Origin of the sequence: Candidatus Poriferisodalis sp., assembly GCF_965198245.1 — a bacterium.
Lineage (GTDB): Bacteria > Actinomycetota > Acidimicrobiia > Acidimicrobiales > Poriferisodalaceae > Poriferisodalis.
Window position 1 is genome coordinate 3,445,723 of sequence record NZ_OZ240249.1, and the last position, 15,939, is coordinate 3,461,661.

The window sequence follows — 15,939 nt, forward strand, 5'->3', positions numbered from 1 at the left end:
CTCAAGGGGCAGTCGCAGTCACGGACTCGGCTGCTCCCAAGAAACCACCCTCCATGAGGATGGGGCGGGCACCGTATCGGCCCTCGAGGTAGCGCTTTGTCACGGCTTCGTTCTTGCGCGGCCCGAGGTCTGTCAACGGATACAGCCGGGTGCTGCCGTCGTTCAGCTTCTCGGTGAACCAGATCTGATCGCGGCCCAGCAAACGATCTTCAGTGCCATCGCCCATCAGCGCCGGGTCATGGCAGTTGAACACCAGTTGCCCTAGGGCTGGATTGGTTTGGGGATCTTGATACAGGCGGACAAGGCGTTCCACCAGATCGGGGTGCAAGCTGGCGTCCAATTCGTCTACCAGCAGCACGGAACCCGATTCCAAGGATTGGAGCACCGGTCCGATGATGCCGAACCAGACCAGCGTGCCGAGCGACTCTTCGTTGGGCTGAAACTCGACATTTCCGTCTTGACCACGATGCAGCAGACTGACCGTTGCAAGTTCGTCGAGATCCAGACCTGCCCCGTCAGATGGCTCGTCCTCGGCTCCGACGATGATCCGCACTGCGCGCTGCAATCGATCCCGCAGAGATGGATCCGGCATTTGCTTCTTGGCGTCGACAACGCCAAGATCGGCAGCCCACAACAACTCCAACACTGCACTTCGGTACCTGTCATCGTCGAGCATCTGCGCCGTGAACGCTTGGCGCATCGCACGTGACCTAGCGTGCGCGAAGTGCATGTTGCGTGCGAACCACATCCGCACGGGCGTGAGTTGTGGGTGTCCGCCAGCAGCCGCCGTAGACAGAAGCAGCGCATTCGGCCTCAGTAGATCTTGAGCCGCTCGGCTTCGCGCCTTGTCGACGGAACCGAACTTGACATCGTCGCCTTCTCGGTGAAACAGCATCGCTGCGCGACCCTTCGGACGATGGTAAGCCCACTCTTCGATGACGCGCTCATCGTTGTGGATGAAGCCGTACTCGTGCATCACACCGTCAAGCACAAACTCGACCTCATATGCCGACGGCTCTACATCTGATTGCTCTTCCAGGCGGAACGGCCAACGCGGCATGTTCCCGCCAGGTTCGCCAGAGCGGAACGAGTGCAGGATGTGGTGCCGCATGTCGTCCATTGCCTCGAGCACATTGCTCTTGCCGGAAGCATTTGCACCGAATACGCCTGCCGTCGGCAGGACACGTACGGTTGCACCCGTGTCGCGCCAGGGGATTTGCCGAACGAATTCCCTCTCGGCCATCGCTGTCGCCTCTAGCGAGAGCCGAAGCTCATCGCGGAACGACCGAACATTCTCGGCTCGGAATGACAGCAGGGCTGAATCGCCAGCTATTGTCTCCTCAGAACTCACAGAGGAATTATCGCAGATGTTCTGCGATTTTTCATCTCAGTATTGTGACAATCTTGCATTCGAGTCAGTGAACATGGCCTCGACACAGGCTGAACGGCAGGTTCGAGTCAGCAGGTCAACCCACGCTCGTAGGGTGCGCTTGCGGCTCAGAACAGCGTCGTGTCAGGTCCCGCGAAGACCTTGGAGTACGCCGCCAGCGCCGTTTCGGTATCGCTGTGAGTGGCGCTCGGCACCGGCTCGGCGTTGGGCAGCGCATCGGCGAACGACCAGCTGAGCCGGTGAATGGCGCACGGGCCATGCGTCGCCAGTGCCGCACGGTGGACCGGCGCCGGATACCCCTTGTTCGACTCGAACCTGTATGGAGGGAACTCGGCTGCGAGCCCCGACATGATCCGGTCCCTCACCACCTTGGCCATCACTGACGCCGCCGCGATCGACAGGCAGCGCCGGTCGCCCTCCACCAGCGCGGTGCTCGGACGCCAGTCCACGAAGTTGAAGCTGCCGTCGAGCAGGACACGATCCGGCTCGGCCCCGAGCACATCGAGAGCCCGACGTGTCGCCAGCCGCAGCGCGTCGGTCATGCCCAGCTCGTCGCACTCGGCTGCGGTGGCGTGTCCCACCGACCACGCACGAGCCCAGCCGTCGATGCGCTCAAAGAGCTGTTCGCGCACGTTGGGACGGAGTTCCTTCGAGTCGCGGATGCCGTTCACACGCCCATGCGGCGACACCACCAGCGCACCGACCGTCAGCGGACCGGCCCAGGCTCCGCGACCCACCTCGTCCACGCCGACGACCGTGGCCTCGCCCGCCTCCCAGCACCGCCGCTCGAACGTGAGGCTCGGCCGTGCCGTCATGGAATCGAACCTAGTTGCCGACCCTGTTCCGATCAGAACCCACCGGCACCGTCTAGGGCGCCGGCATCGGAGCGAGCAGGGTCTCGCCCCGCCACTGCGTCGAGGTGAACGCCGGGTCCAGGCCTGGGGCAGTGACGCTCGGCGCCTCGCCGCCCGAGTCGTGGGACACCACGTCCCACAGCAGCGCAGGCCGCTCGCCATGCCAGCGCACCGCCCACGACACCGTGCCGATCCGGGTCGGCACGTCGTGCACTTCCACCGGCTGTCCGAGCCAAGCCGCAGGCCAGTGCGCAGCAATTCGCAACTGCGGCCGCCCCCGGGAATTCGGCCTGCCGTCGTCGGGGACATCGACGAGCAGCCGCAACAGGGTGCGCACGAACAGTCCGCCGGCCTGCAAGTCGTGTCCAGTCCCATTGGTGCCGGTGCGCAGGCGCGGATGCATGAACGTCGGCCAATTCAGTGTGGGCGACGCCACCGACACCAGCGCTTCCAGCCTTCGGAAGGCGCGGGCCGGCGCCGGTCGGGCTTCCGCAAAGGCCAGCAACGCCGTGGCGACGATGTCGTAACCGCACGATGCCGCGGTGTCCAGGACAAGATCCAACGGCGTGGCCCCTGAAGGCTCGGCCGTCACGAATGGCAACGGCGGCGCCCACGGCACGGCTGCGTGGATCCACAATCCAGTGTCGTGCGATACCCACTCCCATCGCTGGCTCACAGAGGCTTCTGAAGCCCCGCGACGTGGCGCCGTCCACGGCACGCCCCCCCGACGGTCCAAGTAGAAGGCCGACGCCTCCGGCCGACCGCCCGCATCGACACGCAGGGTGTCACGCAATGCGCTCGCCGAACGCGCCAGCGCGTCAGCCGCTCGCTCGGCACCCAGACGCATCAGCAGGCGAAAGCCGGCTCGCAAGCCCTCACGAATCGTCCAAGGCTGCTCCCGACGTTCGGCATCGGTTGACAGCAGCCACCTCGCCGCCGACGTGGCGAACTCGGAGATGCCTTCGGCGAATGCTGAGTCCGGATGCAGCGACAGCAAGTATTCGGCGAGTACCAGCGTCGATCCTGTCACCGACGATCCCATGCTCGCCGTTTGCCCCGATGCGAACTGCGTCTGGGCTTGGCGGATCAGCAGATCCCGCACAGATTCGGGCGTACCCGACTCGACGAGTGCCAGCAACTGCATCAGGTCATCGCCGGCGAACTGCGCGTCGGTGTATATCGAAGGCCACAGCATCGGCCCGACAAGGCCGCGGCCGTCATCACATGGGGCGGTCGAGAGCAGCTGAGCAGCCCGGGCGGCCAGCACCGCATCGGCCAGCCGACCGCTGGGCAACTCCAGCCGGCAGCTTGCATCAACGCGCCGCCGCCAACCGTTGGCCACCCGGTCCAGCGACGGAACCGCGTCGAGCACGTCCGCTCCGAGCTGCGGGCTGTCAGCACCGTCCCACTTGAGAGCCAGGCCTTTGCCGGGAACTGCCGCTCGCAGCGTCGCTCCGGCGACCAGCGGGAAGATTGCCGCCGCGTTGGCCAACCGCTGCGGACACTCCACCGAGATCGGCTCCCGCTCGTGCCCTGACGTCGATGGCGGATCGGCGGGGGTCGCGCCGCCGCGGATGCTGACGGGCATCGAACTTGCTTGTTCTGTCGCGGCGGAACGGTCACGAGACTCGTTCAGCGCGGCTGCACAGTCCGTCCCGTGGCTGCCGACCACGACATCACCCGGTTCTCGATCAAAGATCACCGACGTGAGTCCGAACCCTGATCGACCGGTGTCATTGAGGCTCATGACGCGCCCGTCGACGGCGATCTCATCGATCGCCCAGGCGTTTGACCACTCCCAGATCTCGGCATCGACATGTTCGAACGCGCCCAAGTTGTACGGCCGGGCAGCCAGAGCGACAGCCACCGGTGCGGAGGTGCTGTTCGTGATCTCGACGACAAACACTTCGGGCACTGCGGGACTCTGGCCCACTGTGTCGCGCCCGCTGTGGCCAGCAGCACTGCGGCTCGCTCCATGACTGGGCACGATGGCCGCGCCCCTGGCGGCTGCAACCCGGTGAACGACATCGCCGCCGCCGACGCGTAGCACCGTCTCGACAACTGGCATCCCGTCCACCAAGCGCTGTCGCACCGCCGGGGCCCGCGACGGCAATACCCATTCCTCACCAGCGCGCACCCACCAGTCAAGTGACCAATTCGTCCACACCACCAACCCGCGGGGATCGATCGCAGCGCGATCGAGCGTCTCGGGAAGCCCGATAGTCGTCCATGAGCGACCGAGCGTGTTGGCGAGCACGCTGGCCTCGACATGGTCGTCGCGGTTCCAGTAGCGGCAACGACTCGGTTCGGGTGCATGGGCCGGCGAGTTCGGATCAAGCTGACGTTCGGCCCACCACGGCCGAACCCATCCCTCCGGCGGCTCGGTCGGATTCGCGGGCCGGGCGTGCGGCGGAAGAGACGGCCGGCGGCGCCGGAGCAGATGCGCAAACGGGCGCAAACCATCGCCGCTCATACGCCTGCCGATCCGCACCGCCCTGTCCTAGCAAACGCTGGCTCGTATTCCTCCCGGCATTGACGCTGTATGTTGTGCTGTATGTCGGCAACTCGCACGCAGGTATACCTCACCGAGCAACAGCGTGAACGCATCGACGAACTCGCAAGCGTCGAAGGCGTTACCTTGGCAGAGATCGTTCGGCGAGCACTCGACGCTTACCTGTCGTCATATCTTCCTGATGCTGCTGAGAGCCTGGCGCGTACCTTCGGTGCCGTGAACGACATCGACGCCCCCACGCGAGATGAATGGCAGCGTGGCTGACCTGCTCATCGACACCGACATTTTCATCGACCATCTGCGGGGCCACCGGTCGCTGGCACTCGGTCGCCACCGGCTCCACTACTCGGTCATCACACGCGCAGAGCTGTTCGCAGGCACGGCCGCAACGGCAATCGTGTCGGATCTTCTGGGGCCGCTGCGTGAGCTGCCCGTGGACAGGACCATTGCCGAGCGCGCGGGTCGCATCCGACGAGAGTCCGATGTGCGGCTGCCCGATGCGCTTATCGCAGCGACAGCCCTCGAGCATGGTCTGGGATTGGTGTCACGCAACCAATCGGACTTCGGTCGTGTCCGGGGGCTGCGGCTGCGCTCGAACCTCTGAGCAGCCATACACTCGCCGCGGGTGACTGCAACGAGCGTCACGCCGACCGTGCTCATCCCCGTCAAGGGCTTCCGGCTTGCGAAGGGCCGCCTCGCTGAGCGTCTCAATGAGACCGAGCGCGACGAGCTGGCACGCAACATGGCCGCACAGGTCGTCAAGGCGGCCGGATCACTGCCCGTGCAGGTCGTCTGCGACAACGACGAGGTGGCCGGTTGGGCCCGCACCGTCGGCGCAGACGTGTTGTGGATCGAAGCCAAGGGCCTGAACCCTGCCCTCACCGCTGCCGTCACAGAACTTGAAACTGCCGCTGTCCGCAACCACGACAGCCCTGGCCACGTACTGATCGCGCACGCGGACCTGCCCCATGCCGAGACACTCGCCGGGCTGGCAGAAGCCGGCACGGTCACGATCGTCCCGGACCGGCATCTCGACGGCACCAACGTGATGGCGCTCCCGCTGGGGACCGGCTTCGAATTCCACTACGGACCGGGCTCGTTCGCCGCCCACTGCAACGAGGCTCTGGACCGCGGCCTCGACCTGCGCGTGCGCCGCGTTGCGGCGCTCGAATTCGACATCGACACGCCCGACGACTTCGACGCCGCCGGCCTCTCGGTGCCAACAACTGCCGATGCCCCCTAGAGCTGAGTTCGCCGAGCCCGAGTTCACGGTGGACCTGCTGGTGCCTGACTCGGCGCTCGTCATCGCAGCGCACCCCGACGACGCCGAGTTCGACTGCGGCGCAACGCTGGCCAAGTGGGCTGCCGCCGGCACCATCGTGCATCACTTCATCTGCACCGATGGCTCCAAGGGCACCTGGGACACCAATTGCGACCAGGCCGAGCTGGTGCAGACCCGCCAAGGCGAGCAGCGCGCCGCCGCTGCGGCTCTGGGCGCAACGGGTGAGGTGCGCTTCGGCGGCCACATCGATGGCGAGCTGGACAGCGATCTCTCCTCCCGGGCCCAGGTCGCCCAAGTCATCCGCGAGCTGCGGCCGGCTGTTGTGCTGGGGCATGATCCGTGGAAGCGCTACCGGCTGCATCCGGATCATCGGCATGCCGGGCTTCTGGCCGTCGAAGGCGTAGTTGCCGCACGCGACCCGTTCTTCTTCCCCGAGCAGGACCTCCCGCCGCACCGGCCCGACGAACTGCTGCTGTTCGAAGCCGACGAACCCGACCACGCCGAGAACGCCGAGGGCTGGACGGCCGCCAAGACCACCGCTCTGCTGTGCCATCGCAGCCAATTCGTGACCACACACGACATCACCGACCCCGACGACGCCGCCCAGGTGCAGCGCTTCGCCGACTGGGTGGATGCCGTGGCGGTGGCCAGCGGCCAGCCTGCCGGACTCGCTTACGCCGAACTCTTCAAGCGCATCAAGAACCTGTAGCGCGCAGTGTCGCAACACTGCTAGAGCGCGGCGTCAATCTCGGTATCGCCCCAGTAGCCGGCCAGCGGTGCCGCCGCGCCGCCGGCATAGCCCACGAGCCGGGCTGCGGCCGCATGATCGAACAACTCGATGACGTCAAACACTGCGGACGGCCCCAGCGTGCGCAGCGCACGATCGCCTTCGCCGCCTGAGCGGGGCAGATGCGGCGTCAGCAACAACAACCGGGCCTCAGGCTCCGCTGCGGCCAGCACCGAAGCTCGCCCCAACGCCTTCCACAGCGTGTCGGCGCGCAGCAGGCCCGGCCGCACCGTGGTGAACGCCCCCGCCACGTCGGCCCACCACTCCTCGCCTGTCCGGTCACCCAGCAAGAAGCTGAACTGCACGCCCGAGCCTCGCAACCTGGCGGGACTGCGCAGAACCTCGAAGCCGCACTGCCCCAGCAGCTCGGCGGCGATGTCGTGGGCCTTGCGGCCCGACTCGACGGCCTGCTGCACGAACGCGTCTGCCGACATCGCATCGTTGATCGGAGACCCACCTTGGGCAGTGCCGAACAACGGCGCCTGCGAGACAGGGCGCTGACGCTGACGCCACGACACCTTCGCACGCGCCACCCGCGACCGGGCTAGCTCCACGTAGTCGGGATCCAGGTCGTAGCCCACCGGCAGCCGACCGCACAGCACGCTGGCCACCAGCGTGGTGCCAGAGCCCATGAACGGATCCAGCACGAGATCGTCCTCGTAGGTGTACAGATCGATCAGGCGGCGTGGCAGCTCGAGGGGGAACGGGGCCGGGTGCCGCACCCGCTGGGCGCTCTCGGGCCCCATGTCCCACACGTCGAGCGTTGCTTCCATGAACTCGTCGGTGGACAGGCTGCTGCGAAACGGCAGCTCCTCGTCCTGTCGCTGGGCGGCCGACCGGGCTCGATCGAAGCGTCCCTTGCTGGCGACGACGATCCGCTCGGTGGTGTCGCGCAGCGTCGGGTTGGACGGGCTTCGGAATGATCCCCACGCGCACGATCCGCTTGATCCCTTGCTCTTCTGCCACACGATCTCGCCCCGCAGCAGCAAGCCGAGTTCTTCGAAGATCCGCGCCACGTCACCCGACAGGCTGCGGTACGGCTTGCGGCCTAAATTCGCCACATTGACCGCAATGCGGCCACCCGGTTCGAGAACCCGCACGCACTCGGCGAACACGTCGCGGAGCATGTCGAGGTAGTCGAAGTAGCTAGTCGGGATGCGATCGTCGGAACCCGCAGCGACGGCGTCCTCGTAGGACTTGCCCACGTAGTAGGGCGGTGAGGTGACCACCAGCGCCACGCAGGCGTCGGGAAGTGCAGCCATCTCCCGGGCGTCGCCGCAGATGCAGCCGTCGCCCAGGTGCTTCTTCAAGTCGGGATCGAACTCGCGGCCGCGGGCAACCGCGTCGTCGTCGGACAGCACCGGTGGGGTGAAGCGGGCATAGAACGCTGAGGCGTCGTGCCCCTCGCGCCGGGATGCGCCAAATCGTGATGTTGCCGTCCGGCGGGCGGACGGCGTGACGAGGCGCGTTCCGCCCAATGGCTCCCGGGGAGTCATTTTCCACAGAGTAGCGCTCAACTCGAGCGATTACGAACGGACGCGCGCCCACCAACAGCCGATGTCGCGGTCCCGCGGATCAGGCGTCGTGCAGCACCATCCGCACGCGCTTGTTGCCCTTGCCCTTCGACTCCGTCTTGATGATCTCGAAGCGACCGACCGGCCCGGTAGACGACACATGCGTGCCGCCGTCAGCCTGGCGATCCAGCCCCACGATGTCCACCACCCGGATATTGGTGACCGAGGGAGGGATCAGGTTCACCTTCGTGCGAATCAGCTCGGGATCGGCGAGCGCCGCACCACGGTCCAGGAAGCTGACCTCGATCGGGCGATCCGCAGCGATCTCCGCGTTGACCAACTCGGTGACACGGGAGGCGAATCCCTCCGGCAGCGGGCCGAACTCGAAGTCCATGCGCGCGGCCAGCGGCTCCATGTTCCCGCCTGTCACCAGCACGCCCCACTCGTTCCAGATGACGCCGCACAGGATGTGCAGCGCCGTGTGGGTGCGCATGAGCTGCAGCCGCCGGTCCCAGTCGATCGAGCCTTCGACCGCCGTTCCCACCGACGGCGGCTCCCGATCCAACCAGTGCCAAATGACACCACCGTCCTTGCGCACGTTCAGCACCTGCCACTCGTTGCCGCTCGGGTCGGCGAGCGTGCCCGTGTCATGGGGCTGGCCGCCTCCGGTCGCATAGAAGACAGTCCGGTCAAGTGCGACCGCGTCGTCGCGCACTGCGACGACGGTTGCTTCGGCGCTCGTCTGGAAGGCGTCGCGCAGATAGATCTGGTCGGTCTGGGAGTCAGCGTTCTCATCGGTCGACATGGCCGCCGACGATAGGGGAATCGTCGAATTACCGTTGCGCCCGTGCGAGTGGCGACGTGGAACCTGTGGTGGCGCTTCGGGGATGACTGGAAGGCTCGACACTCCGCCGTTGCTGCCGCACTCGAAGCGCTCGAACCCGACATCGTGTGCTGCCAGGAGATCTGGGCCACACAAGACGGCATGGACCAATCGGCGGTGCTGGCCGAACGCCTTGGCATGCACGTCGCACATCACCCGAGGTTCGGTCGCAGGGGCGAATCGTTCGGCAACGCCATCTTGAGCCGGTCGGAGATCCTCAGCTCAGAGGTGCACACGCTGGCCTCAGAGGTGCACACGCTGGCCGTCGACAACCAATCGGGCCACCGCAGTGCCGTCGTGGCGCGCATCGCCCGCGGCGACGGCGAGATGACCGTCATCTGCACGCACCTCGAGCATCGCTTCCACCTCAGCGAGATCCGGCAGGGGCAGGTGGCCACACTGTGTGAGCTGGCTGCGCCGCATCATGATCCCGAGGGCTTCCCCGTCATCATGGCGGGCGACTTCAACGCGGTGCCGACGTCCGAGGAGATCCGCATGCTCACCGGCGAGCGTCCCCCGCCAGTGCCTGGGCTGGTCTTCAGCGACGCGTGGTCACAGGCGGGCGACGGTCCAGGCCACACCTGGAGCGGCCAGAATCCCTACCTGTCCCAAGCCATGTGGCCGAACCGCCGCATCGACTATGTGTTCGTCTCCACGCCCCGACCGGTCCCGGTGGGCAACATTTCGGCCATCCAGCTCATCGGCACCGAGCCGATCGACGGCGTGGTGCCGTCGGATCACTACGGGCTGGCGGTGGATCTCGTCGACTGAGGCACGCCGGGCCGCTAGGTCTCGTAGAGCTCCAGGATCGCGGCAGCAGCTGTGCGTCCCGCTTGAGCCAGCTCGGGCGGCAGCTCTGCTGCGTTGACGACGTGCGTCTCGGACCCGAGGCGCAAGAGCATCTGGCTGAGCACCCACGGGCTGCGGATCGCGTAGGTGACAACGCACCGATCCCCGTCGTCGGTCACCTCACGAGACGGGTAGGCCTCCACACGCCACAGGTCGATGCGGGGAATCGACATCACGACGTCGGTGGTCTCGTCGGACTCGGCGGGTGCGATGTCCGCGACCTCCCCCGTCTCGGGGGTGCGGCCGTGCCGCACGCCCGTGTCGGCACACCCGTCGATCCGGTCGATACGGAAGGAGCGCAGGTCGGTGCGCAAATGGCACCAGCCCCGCAGGTACCAGTGGCCGTCATGCAGCGAGACCGCCAGTGGGTCGACCTGGCGCTCGGTGAGGGCGTCGGTGTTGGGCGTGTAGTACTCGATGCTGACCGTGGTCCCAGTGCGCAGCGCTTCCCGCAGGATCGGCAGGTGGCGTGGCACGGGCAGGTCCACCGACACCCGCACTCGCTCGCCGTAGGAAGCGCGCAGCTTGTCGAGCGCCGTCGCGAGGGCTCCCGAGCGGTCAGCACCGCGCAGCGCCAGTGCCGACTGGCCGGCCACCAAGATGCCGAACGCCTGCGGCACTGACAGGTTGAGCGGCCGGTCCAGCATGGCTCCAGGCTCGACGTGCACCCAGGCCTCGCCTGCGTCGCCATTGTCAGCGTCGTCGCCGAAGACGACCACGCCGAGGTTCTGGTAGACGCCAGCGCCCGCCACCTCGTAACACATGGCCGCCAGCAGCAGGTCATACACCGCGCTCGGCCCCATATCGAAGCGCTGAGCGATGTCGCCCACCGTGGCGCCGCCGCGCTCGACCACCCACGGAACGATGGCCAGCAGCCGCTCGATCTTCGCCGAAGCGCTCGGGCCCCTCATCACGGGTCTGTTTCTGCGCCGGAAACCAGCGCTCGCAGCCACGACGTGATCTCGTCCACCAGCTCGGGGGGCGATTCCACGACGGCATGTCGACCCATGTCCAGCAGCCACGTACGGAGCGCCGTCCGGTTGCGGACTCGCGCCTCCACCGTCACCGAACCGTCGTCGTGCCGCACGACGACCTGGCCCCGCTCAGCGGTGGGCTGGTGCGCCATGGTGGCATCGATCCGAACCCGGGCCACAAGATCGTCGCCGAAGTCGATCTCCATCGGCTCGGACGGCAGCAGCCCCGCCAAGTCGACATCGGCTCTGGAAAACGCACCCCGCTCGCCCACGTCCGCGTCGCCCTCCATGCGGTCCACGCGGAACGTCTTGGCCGTGCCGTCTTCGATGGCGGCGAAGTACCAGTAACCGGCCCGGCACAGCAGACCGAGCGGTTGCACGTGTCGCTCACGGCCGCCGTAGGTGAACCGGACCGCAGCGCGTTCCGCGGCAGCAGCCGCCAACGCGGGCAGCAGCGCGCTGGCTGACTGCTGGGCGGCAGCGGCAGTCTCCAGCGCCACCTCTGCGGTGGGTGGCTCCAAGCCGCGGACTGACTCTGCCGCCTCGGCACTTGTGAGCTTGGCAACGGCCTCGAGGTCCCATGTTTCGCCGATGTCCACCCGGGCTGCCGCAAAGCGCAGCGCGAGCTGTTCGTCGGGAGTCAATTGCAGGTCAGGCAGGAAGTAGTCCCGGCGCCGGATTGTGTACGACATGGCGCCGTCGTGTTCGATCGTCTCGGTGATGCGCACACCGAGGTTGCGGATCAGCGCCTTGTCTCGCTCGAATGAGGCGCGGGCACTTTGGTGCAGGAGCCGGTCGGTGTTTCCCTCGGGTGCATAGAGCCCAGTGTCCCGCCAGATCTGCTCGCGGGTCTTGGGCACGTCGCGAGCCAGCAGGTACATCATGAGTTCCATCACGCGCTCGGTTGCGTCCGGCCGTGATCGCGTCGCCACCTTCGGGAGTGTAGGGCTGCTCCGCAGGGCGGCCCGGTGAGTTCTGGAGCCGATGGCCGGGCGGCCCGAACCCAGGCGTCAGCCGTTGGCGCCGGCGTCTCGCAGCGCCGCCCAGACTCGCTCTGGAGTGAGCGGGAAGTCGTCCATCCACACGCCCGTTGCATCCGCCAGTGCCGCGACAACCGCCGGTGCGTAGGGGATCACGCCCATCTCGGCCATGCCGCGGGCGCCGAAGGGACCCAGCGGATCAGCCAATTCCAGCACCACGCTCTCGGTGGTGACGGGAATGTCGCCGATGCCGGGAATCAGGTAGGTGCTGAACCGGGGATTCAGCAGCCGGCCGTCCCGGCTGCGCAGATGTTCGCTGAGCACATGGCCGTGCGCCTGTGCCACCGCACCCTCGATCTGGCCCACCACGAAGCGAGGATTGATGGCCCGTCCGACGTCGTTCGCGCTGATCACCCGGTCGATGCGGATGTGACCGGTGTCAATGTCGACCGTCAGCTCCACATGCTGCGCAACGTAGCCATAGGCGAAGTTGGGAATGCCCTCACCGGTCTCGGGATCCAGTTCGGTGGTCGGTGGCGGGGTGAAGCGGAAGTGTCCGATGGCCGGCCGATCGCCCTCGCGCCACGCCTTCTCGGCTTCCTCGGCAGCTCCGAGGATTGAATTGCCGGCCATCCAGGTCATACGCGACGCCGATGCCGAGCCTGAGTCGCCCGATGTGCCGGTGTCGCTGAAGCGACCTGCCACTCTTGCTGGATCCACACCGGTGGCCTCGGCTGCCATCTGCAGGAACGCTGTGTGCGCACCCTGGCCGACGTCAGCGCCGGCATGGGACAGCTCTGCCCCCGACGGCGTCTCGTCGCTGGGCTCGCCGTACAGCACGATGGTGGCCTCGCAGCGCTCGGGGAAACCGAGCGAGAACCCGACGTTCTTGAACGCGCAGGCGAAGCCGCTGCCCCGACGCAACGACGACGGGCGAGCCGGCAGCGAAACGAACGGGCTGAAGAGCCCTGAGCCGTCGATGTCAGAGCCGGCAGGGCGGGCAGGCAGGGCAGCGGCGTGAGCGCACGCCTCGATCACTTCGGGCATGGTCACGCCGGCCGGCATCGGGGTGTGAGCGATGCTCGGCGACCCCTCCCGCAGCGTGTTGACGCGGCGGATGTCGATGGGGTCCATGCCCAGCGCCTCGGCCAGCTTGTTCACCTGGCACTCCACGGCGAAAGCCGCCTGCGGTGCCCCGAAGCCCCGGAACGCTCCGCCCGGCGTGGCATTCGTGTACACGACATGGGTGTCGATGGCGGCGTTCGGCAGCTCGTAGGCCCCGCCGAGGCCGAGATGCAGATTCCCCATCACCTTGTTCGAGGTGTAGTTGTATGCGCCCGCGTCCAGCCACGCTTCGGCCTGCGCGGCGGTGATCTTGCCGTTGCGGTCGGCGCCCCAACGAGCCCAGATGCGCCCCCGGTGGCGCTTGTGGTGACCGACGATGGACTCTTCACGTGACCACTGCATGGCCACGGGCCGGTCGATGCCCTGCTCTGCGAGCCGGTAGGCGGCCAGCGCCAGGATGATCTGCAGCGACATGTCCTCGCGCCCGCCGAACGCACCACCGATGGCGGGATAGCGCACCCGGATCCGGTCCTCAGGCAGATCGAGGGCATGGGCGATCTGCTCACGGTCCTCGTGTACCCACTGGCCCGCTATCTCGACGTTCACGGCGCCTTCGGCGTCGACCCACGAGGTTCCCGCTTCTGGCTGCAGGAACGCGTGCTCCTGGTAGGGCACCTCGTAGGTGGCCTCCACGACCACCTCGGCATCTTCGAAACCGGCGTCGAGATCGCCCTTTCGGGTGCGCATCGACTCATACAGGTTGGAGCCGACGCCGTCATAGGCGTGTACGAGCGGTGCACCAGCCCCCAGCGCTGCATCCAGATCGGCCACGACCGGCAGCGGTTCCCACTCGACGTCGATTGCAGCTGCGGCGGCACGAGCCTGGGCGAGGCTCTCGGCGATGATGAGCGCCAGGTGATCGGCTTCCCAGCGGGACACATCGCAGGGCACCGGGCTGCTCCCGTTGTGATCGAGCCCGACGAAGACCGGCTGATCGAACTTGGTCAGCCCGTACTCGTTGCGGGGCACGTCAGCGGAGCCGAACACCGCAACGACGCCCCCGGAGCGCTCGGCAGGGCCGAGGTCGAGGTGACGGAGGCGAGCATGGGGCTGATCTGTGAAGACGACAAAGGCCCACAGCGCATCTGCACCGATGCGGTCAGCGGGATAGCCGGCGAGGCCAGAAACTTTGGCAGGGCCGTCGGCGCGTGGCGGCGACTGGCCCAGACCACCCGCGGTGGGCGTCGCCATCTCGAGCTCGATGGCCGCGCCAGGCGTACCGGGGGCGGCACCGTCCCTCATGACGCAGCCTCCTTGTCGGCTGCTTCTTTGACCGCCGCCGTGCCGACCGAGGCGGTCCGCACCGCCCCCGTGCCAACCGAGGCGGCTTGCACCGCCTCGATGATCGAGCAGTAGCCGGTGCAGCGGCAGAGGTTGCCTGACAATCCGATGGTGATCTGCTCGGCGGTGGGCTCTGCGATCTCGTCGAGCAGTGCCACGGCGCTCATCACGAAACCGGGGGTGCAGAATCCGCACTGTGCTCCGCCGGTTTCCACCATGGCCTGCTGGAACGGGTGCAGCTCGCCTTCGGGCGAGGCCACCCCTTCGACCGTGATGATCGTCGCCCCGTCGGCTCGGCCCGCTGGCACCAAGCACGAGAACACGGTGACGCCGTCGAGGTGAACCGTGCACGCGCCGCACTCCCCTTCTGCGCAGCCCTCCTTGGTGCCGGTGAGGCCGAGATCGTCGCGCAGCCAGTCCATCAGCGTCTTGCTCGAAGCGTTTGCCGCGCTGCGTTGCTCACCGTTCACCGTCGTCGTGACGACGTCGCCGGATCCGTCCAGCACCGTCGACGCCGACCCAGCACGGTCCCGGCCCGCCGCCGAAGCCAGCCGCGGCGGCTCGTGCGGCCATCGCTCTGCCGCCGTACCGCTGGCCAGCGCCGCAACGGCACGATCCACCACGACGCCGACGGCGTGCGACCGGTACTCGGCACTGCCGCGGATGTCATCGATAGGCGTCGCCGCCCGTCGTGCTGCGGTGACGATGTCGGCTGCGGCTTCGGTCAATTCCCGACCCCGCGCCAGCTCGGCGGCCTCGGGCACCGTGATGATCGTTGCGGCGACGCTGCCGAGGGCAACTTCGAGATCGGCAACTGCCCCGTCTCGCAGCTCCGCCACCAGGGCGGCATGCACCACCGAGATGGCCTGCGCCCGGCGCAGACCCAGCTTCACGAAGACGCCGGACCGGTGCGCACCGTCGAGGGCCTCGAATGTCACTGCGGTGACGATCTCGTCGGGCTCGAGAACGGTCTGGCGGAAGCCGGTGAAGAACTCGGCGATGGAAACCGTGCGCTCACCCCTTGCCGACAGCATCGTGACATGGGCGCCAAGCGCAACCAGCGCCGAGATGGTGTCGTTTGCAGGGCTGGCCGTGACGATGTTGCCCACCACGGTCGCTCGGTTGCGCAGCGGCGGCGAACCCACCTCCAGGCACGCCTGGGCCAGCGGCAGCCCGGCGGTGAGCATCGGTGCGGACTCGATGACATCGGCATGGGTGACAAGCGGTGCCAACGAGACGGTGCTGTTGTCGTAGGAGATCCGGTCGAGGCCCGGCAAAGCGGAGATGTCAATGAGCAGCTCCACACCGGGGCGGGCCCCGCGACTCAGTTCGAGCATCAGGTCGGTGCCGCCGGCGATCAGTCGCGCCGCGGCGCCGTGCGACGACAGCAGATCGACCGCCTCGGAAAGTGAGCCGGGTGCGACATACCGGGTCGGCAGCGGGGCTGCCCGCTGGACTGGGTGAAGCTGGAACATGCCGCATACAAGGGTGTCAGATGCGCCGTTCTC

General features: G+C 67.2%; 14 protein-coding genes. 5 read left to right on the forward strand and 9 right to left on the reverse strand.

The features are described from left to right. Position 1: 1 nt before the first annotated feature. The 3 genes from ACOCMM_RS15390 to ACOCMM_RS15400 all read right to left on the reverse strand — a co-directional run bounded on the left by ACOCMM_RS15390 (position 2) and on the right by ACOCMM_RS15400 (position 4,717). Positions 2–1,243, reverse strand: a complete 1,242-nt coding sequence (locus ACOCMM_RS15390; protein WP_419554011.1) for an AAA family ATPase — start codon at positions 1,241–1,243, stop codon at positions 2–4. Between the two features lie 254 nt (positions 1,244–1,497). After that, positions 1,498–2,205, reverse strand: coding sequence for a ribonuclease HII (locus ACOCMM_RS15395; protein ID WP_419554012.1), 708 nt, complete (start codon positions 2,203–2,205; stop codon positions 1,498–1,500). A 52-nt stretch (positions 2,206–2,257) separates the two neighbouring features. Beyond that, positions 2,258–4,717, reverse strand: a complete 2,460-nt coding sequence (locus ACOCMM_RS15400; RefSeq protein ID WP_419554013.1) for a hypothetical protein — start codon at positions 4,715–4,717, stop codon at positions 2,258–2,260. Between the two features lie 81 nt (positions 4,718–4,798). On the opposite strand from ACOCMM_RS15400, the gene ACOCMM_RS15405 reads away from it, so the two are divergent. From ACOCMM_RS15405 to ACOCMM_RS15420, 4 genes are read left to right on the forward strand one after another with little or no spacing between them, the layout of a single operon-like run. Continuing rightward, on the forward strand, positions 4,799–5,020 hold the full coding sequence (locus tag ACOCMM_RS15405; RefSeq protein ID WP_419554014.1) for a CopG family transcriptional regulator: 222 nt from the start codon (positions 4,799–4,801) through the stop codon (positions 5,018–5,020). Continuing rightward, positions 5,013–5,360, forward strand: coding sequence for a type II toxin-antitoxin system VapC family toxin (locus ACOCMM_RS15410; protein ID WP_419554015.1), 348 nt, complete (start codon positions 5,013–5,015; stop codon positions 5,358–5,360). Before ACOCMM_RS15405 ends, ACOCMM_RS15410 begins: the two co-directional genes overlap by 8 nt. A 21-nt stretch (positions 5,361–5,381) precedes the next feature. After that, the gene (cofC, locus tag ACOCMM_RS15415; protein WP_419554016.1) at positions 5,382–5,999 is read left to right on the forward strand and encodes a 2-phospho-L-lactate guanylyltransferase; all 618 of its coding nucleotides are present in this window, start codon (positions 5,382–5,384) and stop codon (positions 5,997–5,999) included. Beyond that, a complete protein-coding gene (locus ACOCMM_RS15420) occupies positions 5,989–6,747 on the forward strand; it encodes a PIG-L deacetylase family protein (RefSeq protein ID WP_419554017.1) in 759 nt (252 codons plus the stop codon). The genes cofC and ACOCMM_RS15420 overlap by 11 nt, the downstream gene beginning before the upstream one ends. 20 nt (positions 6,748–6,767) lie before the next feature. Here the strand turns inward: ACOCMM_RS15420 and ACOCMM_RS15425 are convergent, their stop codons facing one another. Both ACOCMM_RS15425 and ACOCMM_RS15430 read right to left on the reverse strand, forming a co-directional pair. Continuing rightward, positions 6,768–8,321, reverse strand: a complete 1,554-nt coding sequence (locus tag ACOCMM_RS15425; protein ID WP_419554018.1) for a DNA-methyltransferase — start codon at positions 8,319–8,321, stop codon at positions 6,768–6,770. Positions 8,322–8,400: 79 nt separating this feature from the next. Beyond that, complete coding sequence (locus ACOCMM_RS15430; RefSeq protein WP_419554019.1) at positions 8,401–9,144, reverse strand: alanyl-tRNA editing protein; 744 nt, start codon at positions 9,142–9,144, stop codon at positions 8,401–8,403. 42 nt (positions 9,145–9,186) lie between these two features. On the opposite strand from ACOCMM_RS15430, the gene ACOCMM_RS15435 reads away from it, so the two are divergent. Continuing rightward, the gene (locus tag ACOCMM_RS15435) at positions 9,187–9,993 is read left to right on the forward strand and encodes an endonuclease/exonuclease/phosphatase family protein (RefSeq protein WP_419554020.1); all 807 of its coding nucleotides are present in this window, start codon (positions 9,187–9,189) and stop codon (positions 9,991–9,993) included. Positions 9,994–10,007: 14 nt separating this feature from the next. Here ACOCMM_RS15435 and ACOCMM_RS15440 read toward each other — a convergent pair whose 3' ends face one another. The 4 genes from ACOCMM_RS15440 to ACOCMM_RS15455 all read right to left on the reverse strand — a co-directional run bounded on the left by ACOCMM_RS15440 (position 10,008) and on the right by ACOCMM_RS15455 (position 15,906). Next, positions 10,008–10,982, reverse strand: coding sequence for a helix-turn-helix transcriptional regulator (locus ACOCMM_RS15440; RefSeq protein ID WP_419554021.1), 975 nt, complete (start codon positions 10,980–10,982; stop codon positions 10,008–10,010). After that, on the reverse strand, positions 10,982–11,977 hold the full coding sequence (locus ACOCMM_RS15445) for a helix-turn-helix transcriptional regulator (RefSeq protein ID WP_419554022.1): 996 nt from the start codon (positions 11,975–11,977) through the stop codon (positions 10,982–10,984). The genes ACOCMM_RS15440 and ACOCMM_RS15445 overlap by 1 nt, the downstream gene beginning before the upstream one ends. Positions 11,978–12,055: 78 nt before the next feature. Continuing rightward, complete coding sequence (locus ACOCMM_RS15450) at positions 12,056–14,392, reverse strand: xanthine dehydrogenase family protein molybdopterin-binding subunit (protein WP_419554023.1); 2,337 nt, start codon at positions 14,390–14,392, stop codon at positions 12,056–12,058. Continuing rightward, entirely contained in the window at positions 14,389–15,906 is a 1,518-nt protein-coding gene (locus ACOCMM_RS15455) for an FAD binding domain-containing protein (RefSeq protein WP_419554024.1), read from the reverse strand. Before ACOCMM_RS15455 ends, ACOCMM_RS15450 begins: the two co-directional genes overlap by 4 nt. Positions 15,907–15,939 lie beyond the last annotated feature (33 nt).

Bases quoted from the DNA above. Each gene is read 5' to 3' on its own strand.
- ACOCMM_RS15430 (WP_419554019.1), bottom strand. From the start codon at position 9,144: ATGTCGACCGATGAGAACGCTGACTCCCAGACCGACCAGATCTATCTG.
- ACOCMM_RS15450 (WP_419554023.1), bottom strand. From the start codon at position 14,392: ATGAGGGACGGTGCCGCCCCCGGTACGCCTGGCGCGGCCATCGAGCTC.
- ACOCMM_RS15405 (WP_419554014.1), top strand. From the start codon at position 4,799: ATGTCGGCAACTCGCACGCAGGTATACCTCACCGAGCAACAGCGTGAA.
- ACOCMM_RS15390 (WP_419554011.1), bottom strand. From the start codon at position 1,243: ATGGCCGAGAGGGAATTCGTTCGGCAAATCCCCTGGCGCGACACGGGT.
- ACOCMM_RS15400 (WP_419554013.1), bottom strand. From the start codon at position 4,717: ATGAGCGGCGATGGTTTGCGCCCGTTTGCGCATCTGCTCCGGCGCCGC.
- ACOCMM_RS15395 (WP_419554012.1), bottom strand. From the start codon at position 2,205: ATGACGGCACGGCCGAGCCTCACGTTCGAGCGGCGGTGCTGGGAGGCG.
- ACOCMM_RS15455 (WP_419554024.1), bottom strand. From the start codon at position 15,906: ATGTTCCAGCTTCACCCAGTCCAGCGGGCAGCCCCGCTGCCGACCCGG.
- ACOCMM_RS15440 (WP_419554021.1), bottom strand. From the start codon at position 10,982: ATGAGGGGCCCGAGCGCTTCGGCGAAGATCGAGCGGCTGCTGGCCATC.
- ACOCMM_RS15420 (WP_419554017.1), top strand. From the start codon at position 5,989: ATGCCCCCTAGAGCTGAGTTCGCCGAGCCCGAGTTCACGGTGGACCTG.
- ACOCMM_RS15425 (WP_419554018.1), bottom strand. From the start codon at position 8,321: ATGACTCCCCGGGAGCCATTGGGCGGAACGCGCCTCGTCACGCCGTCC.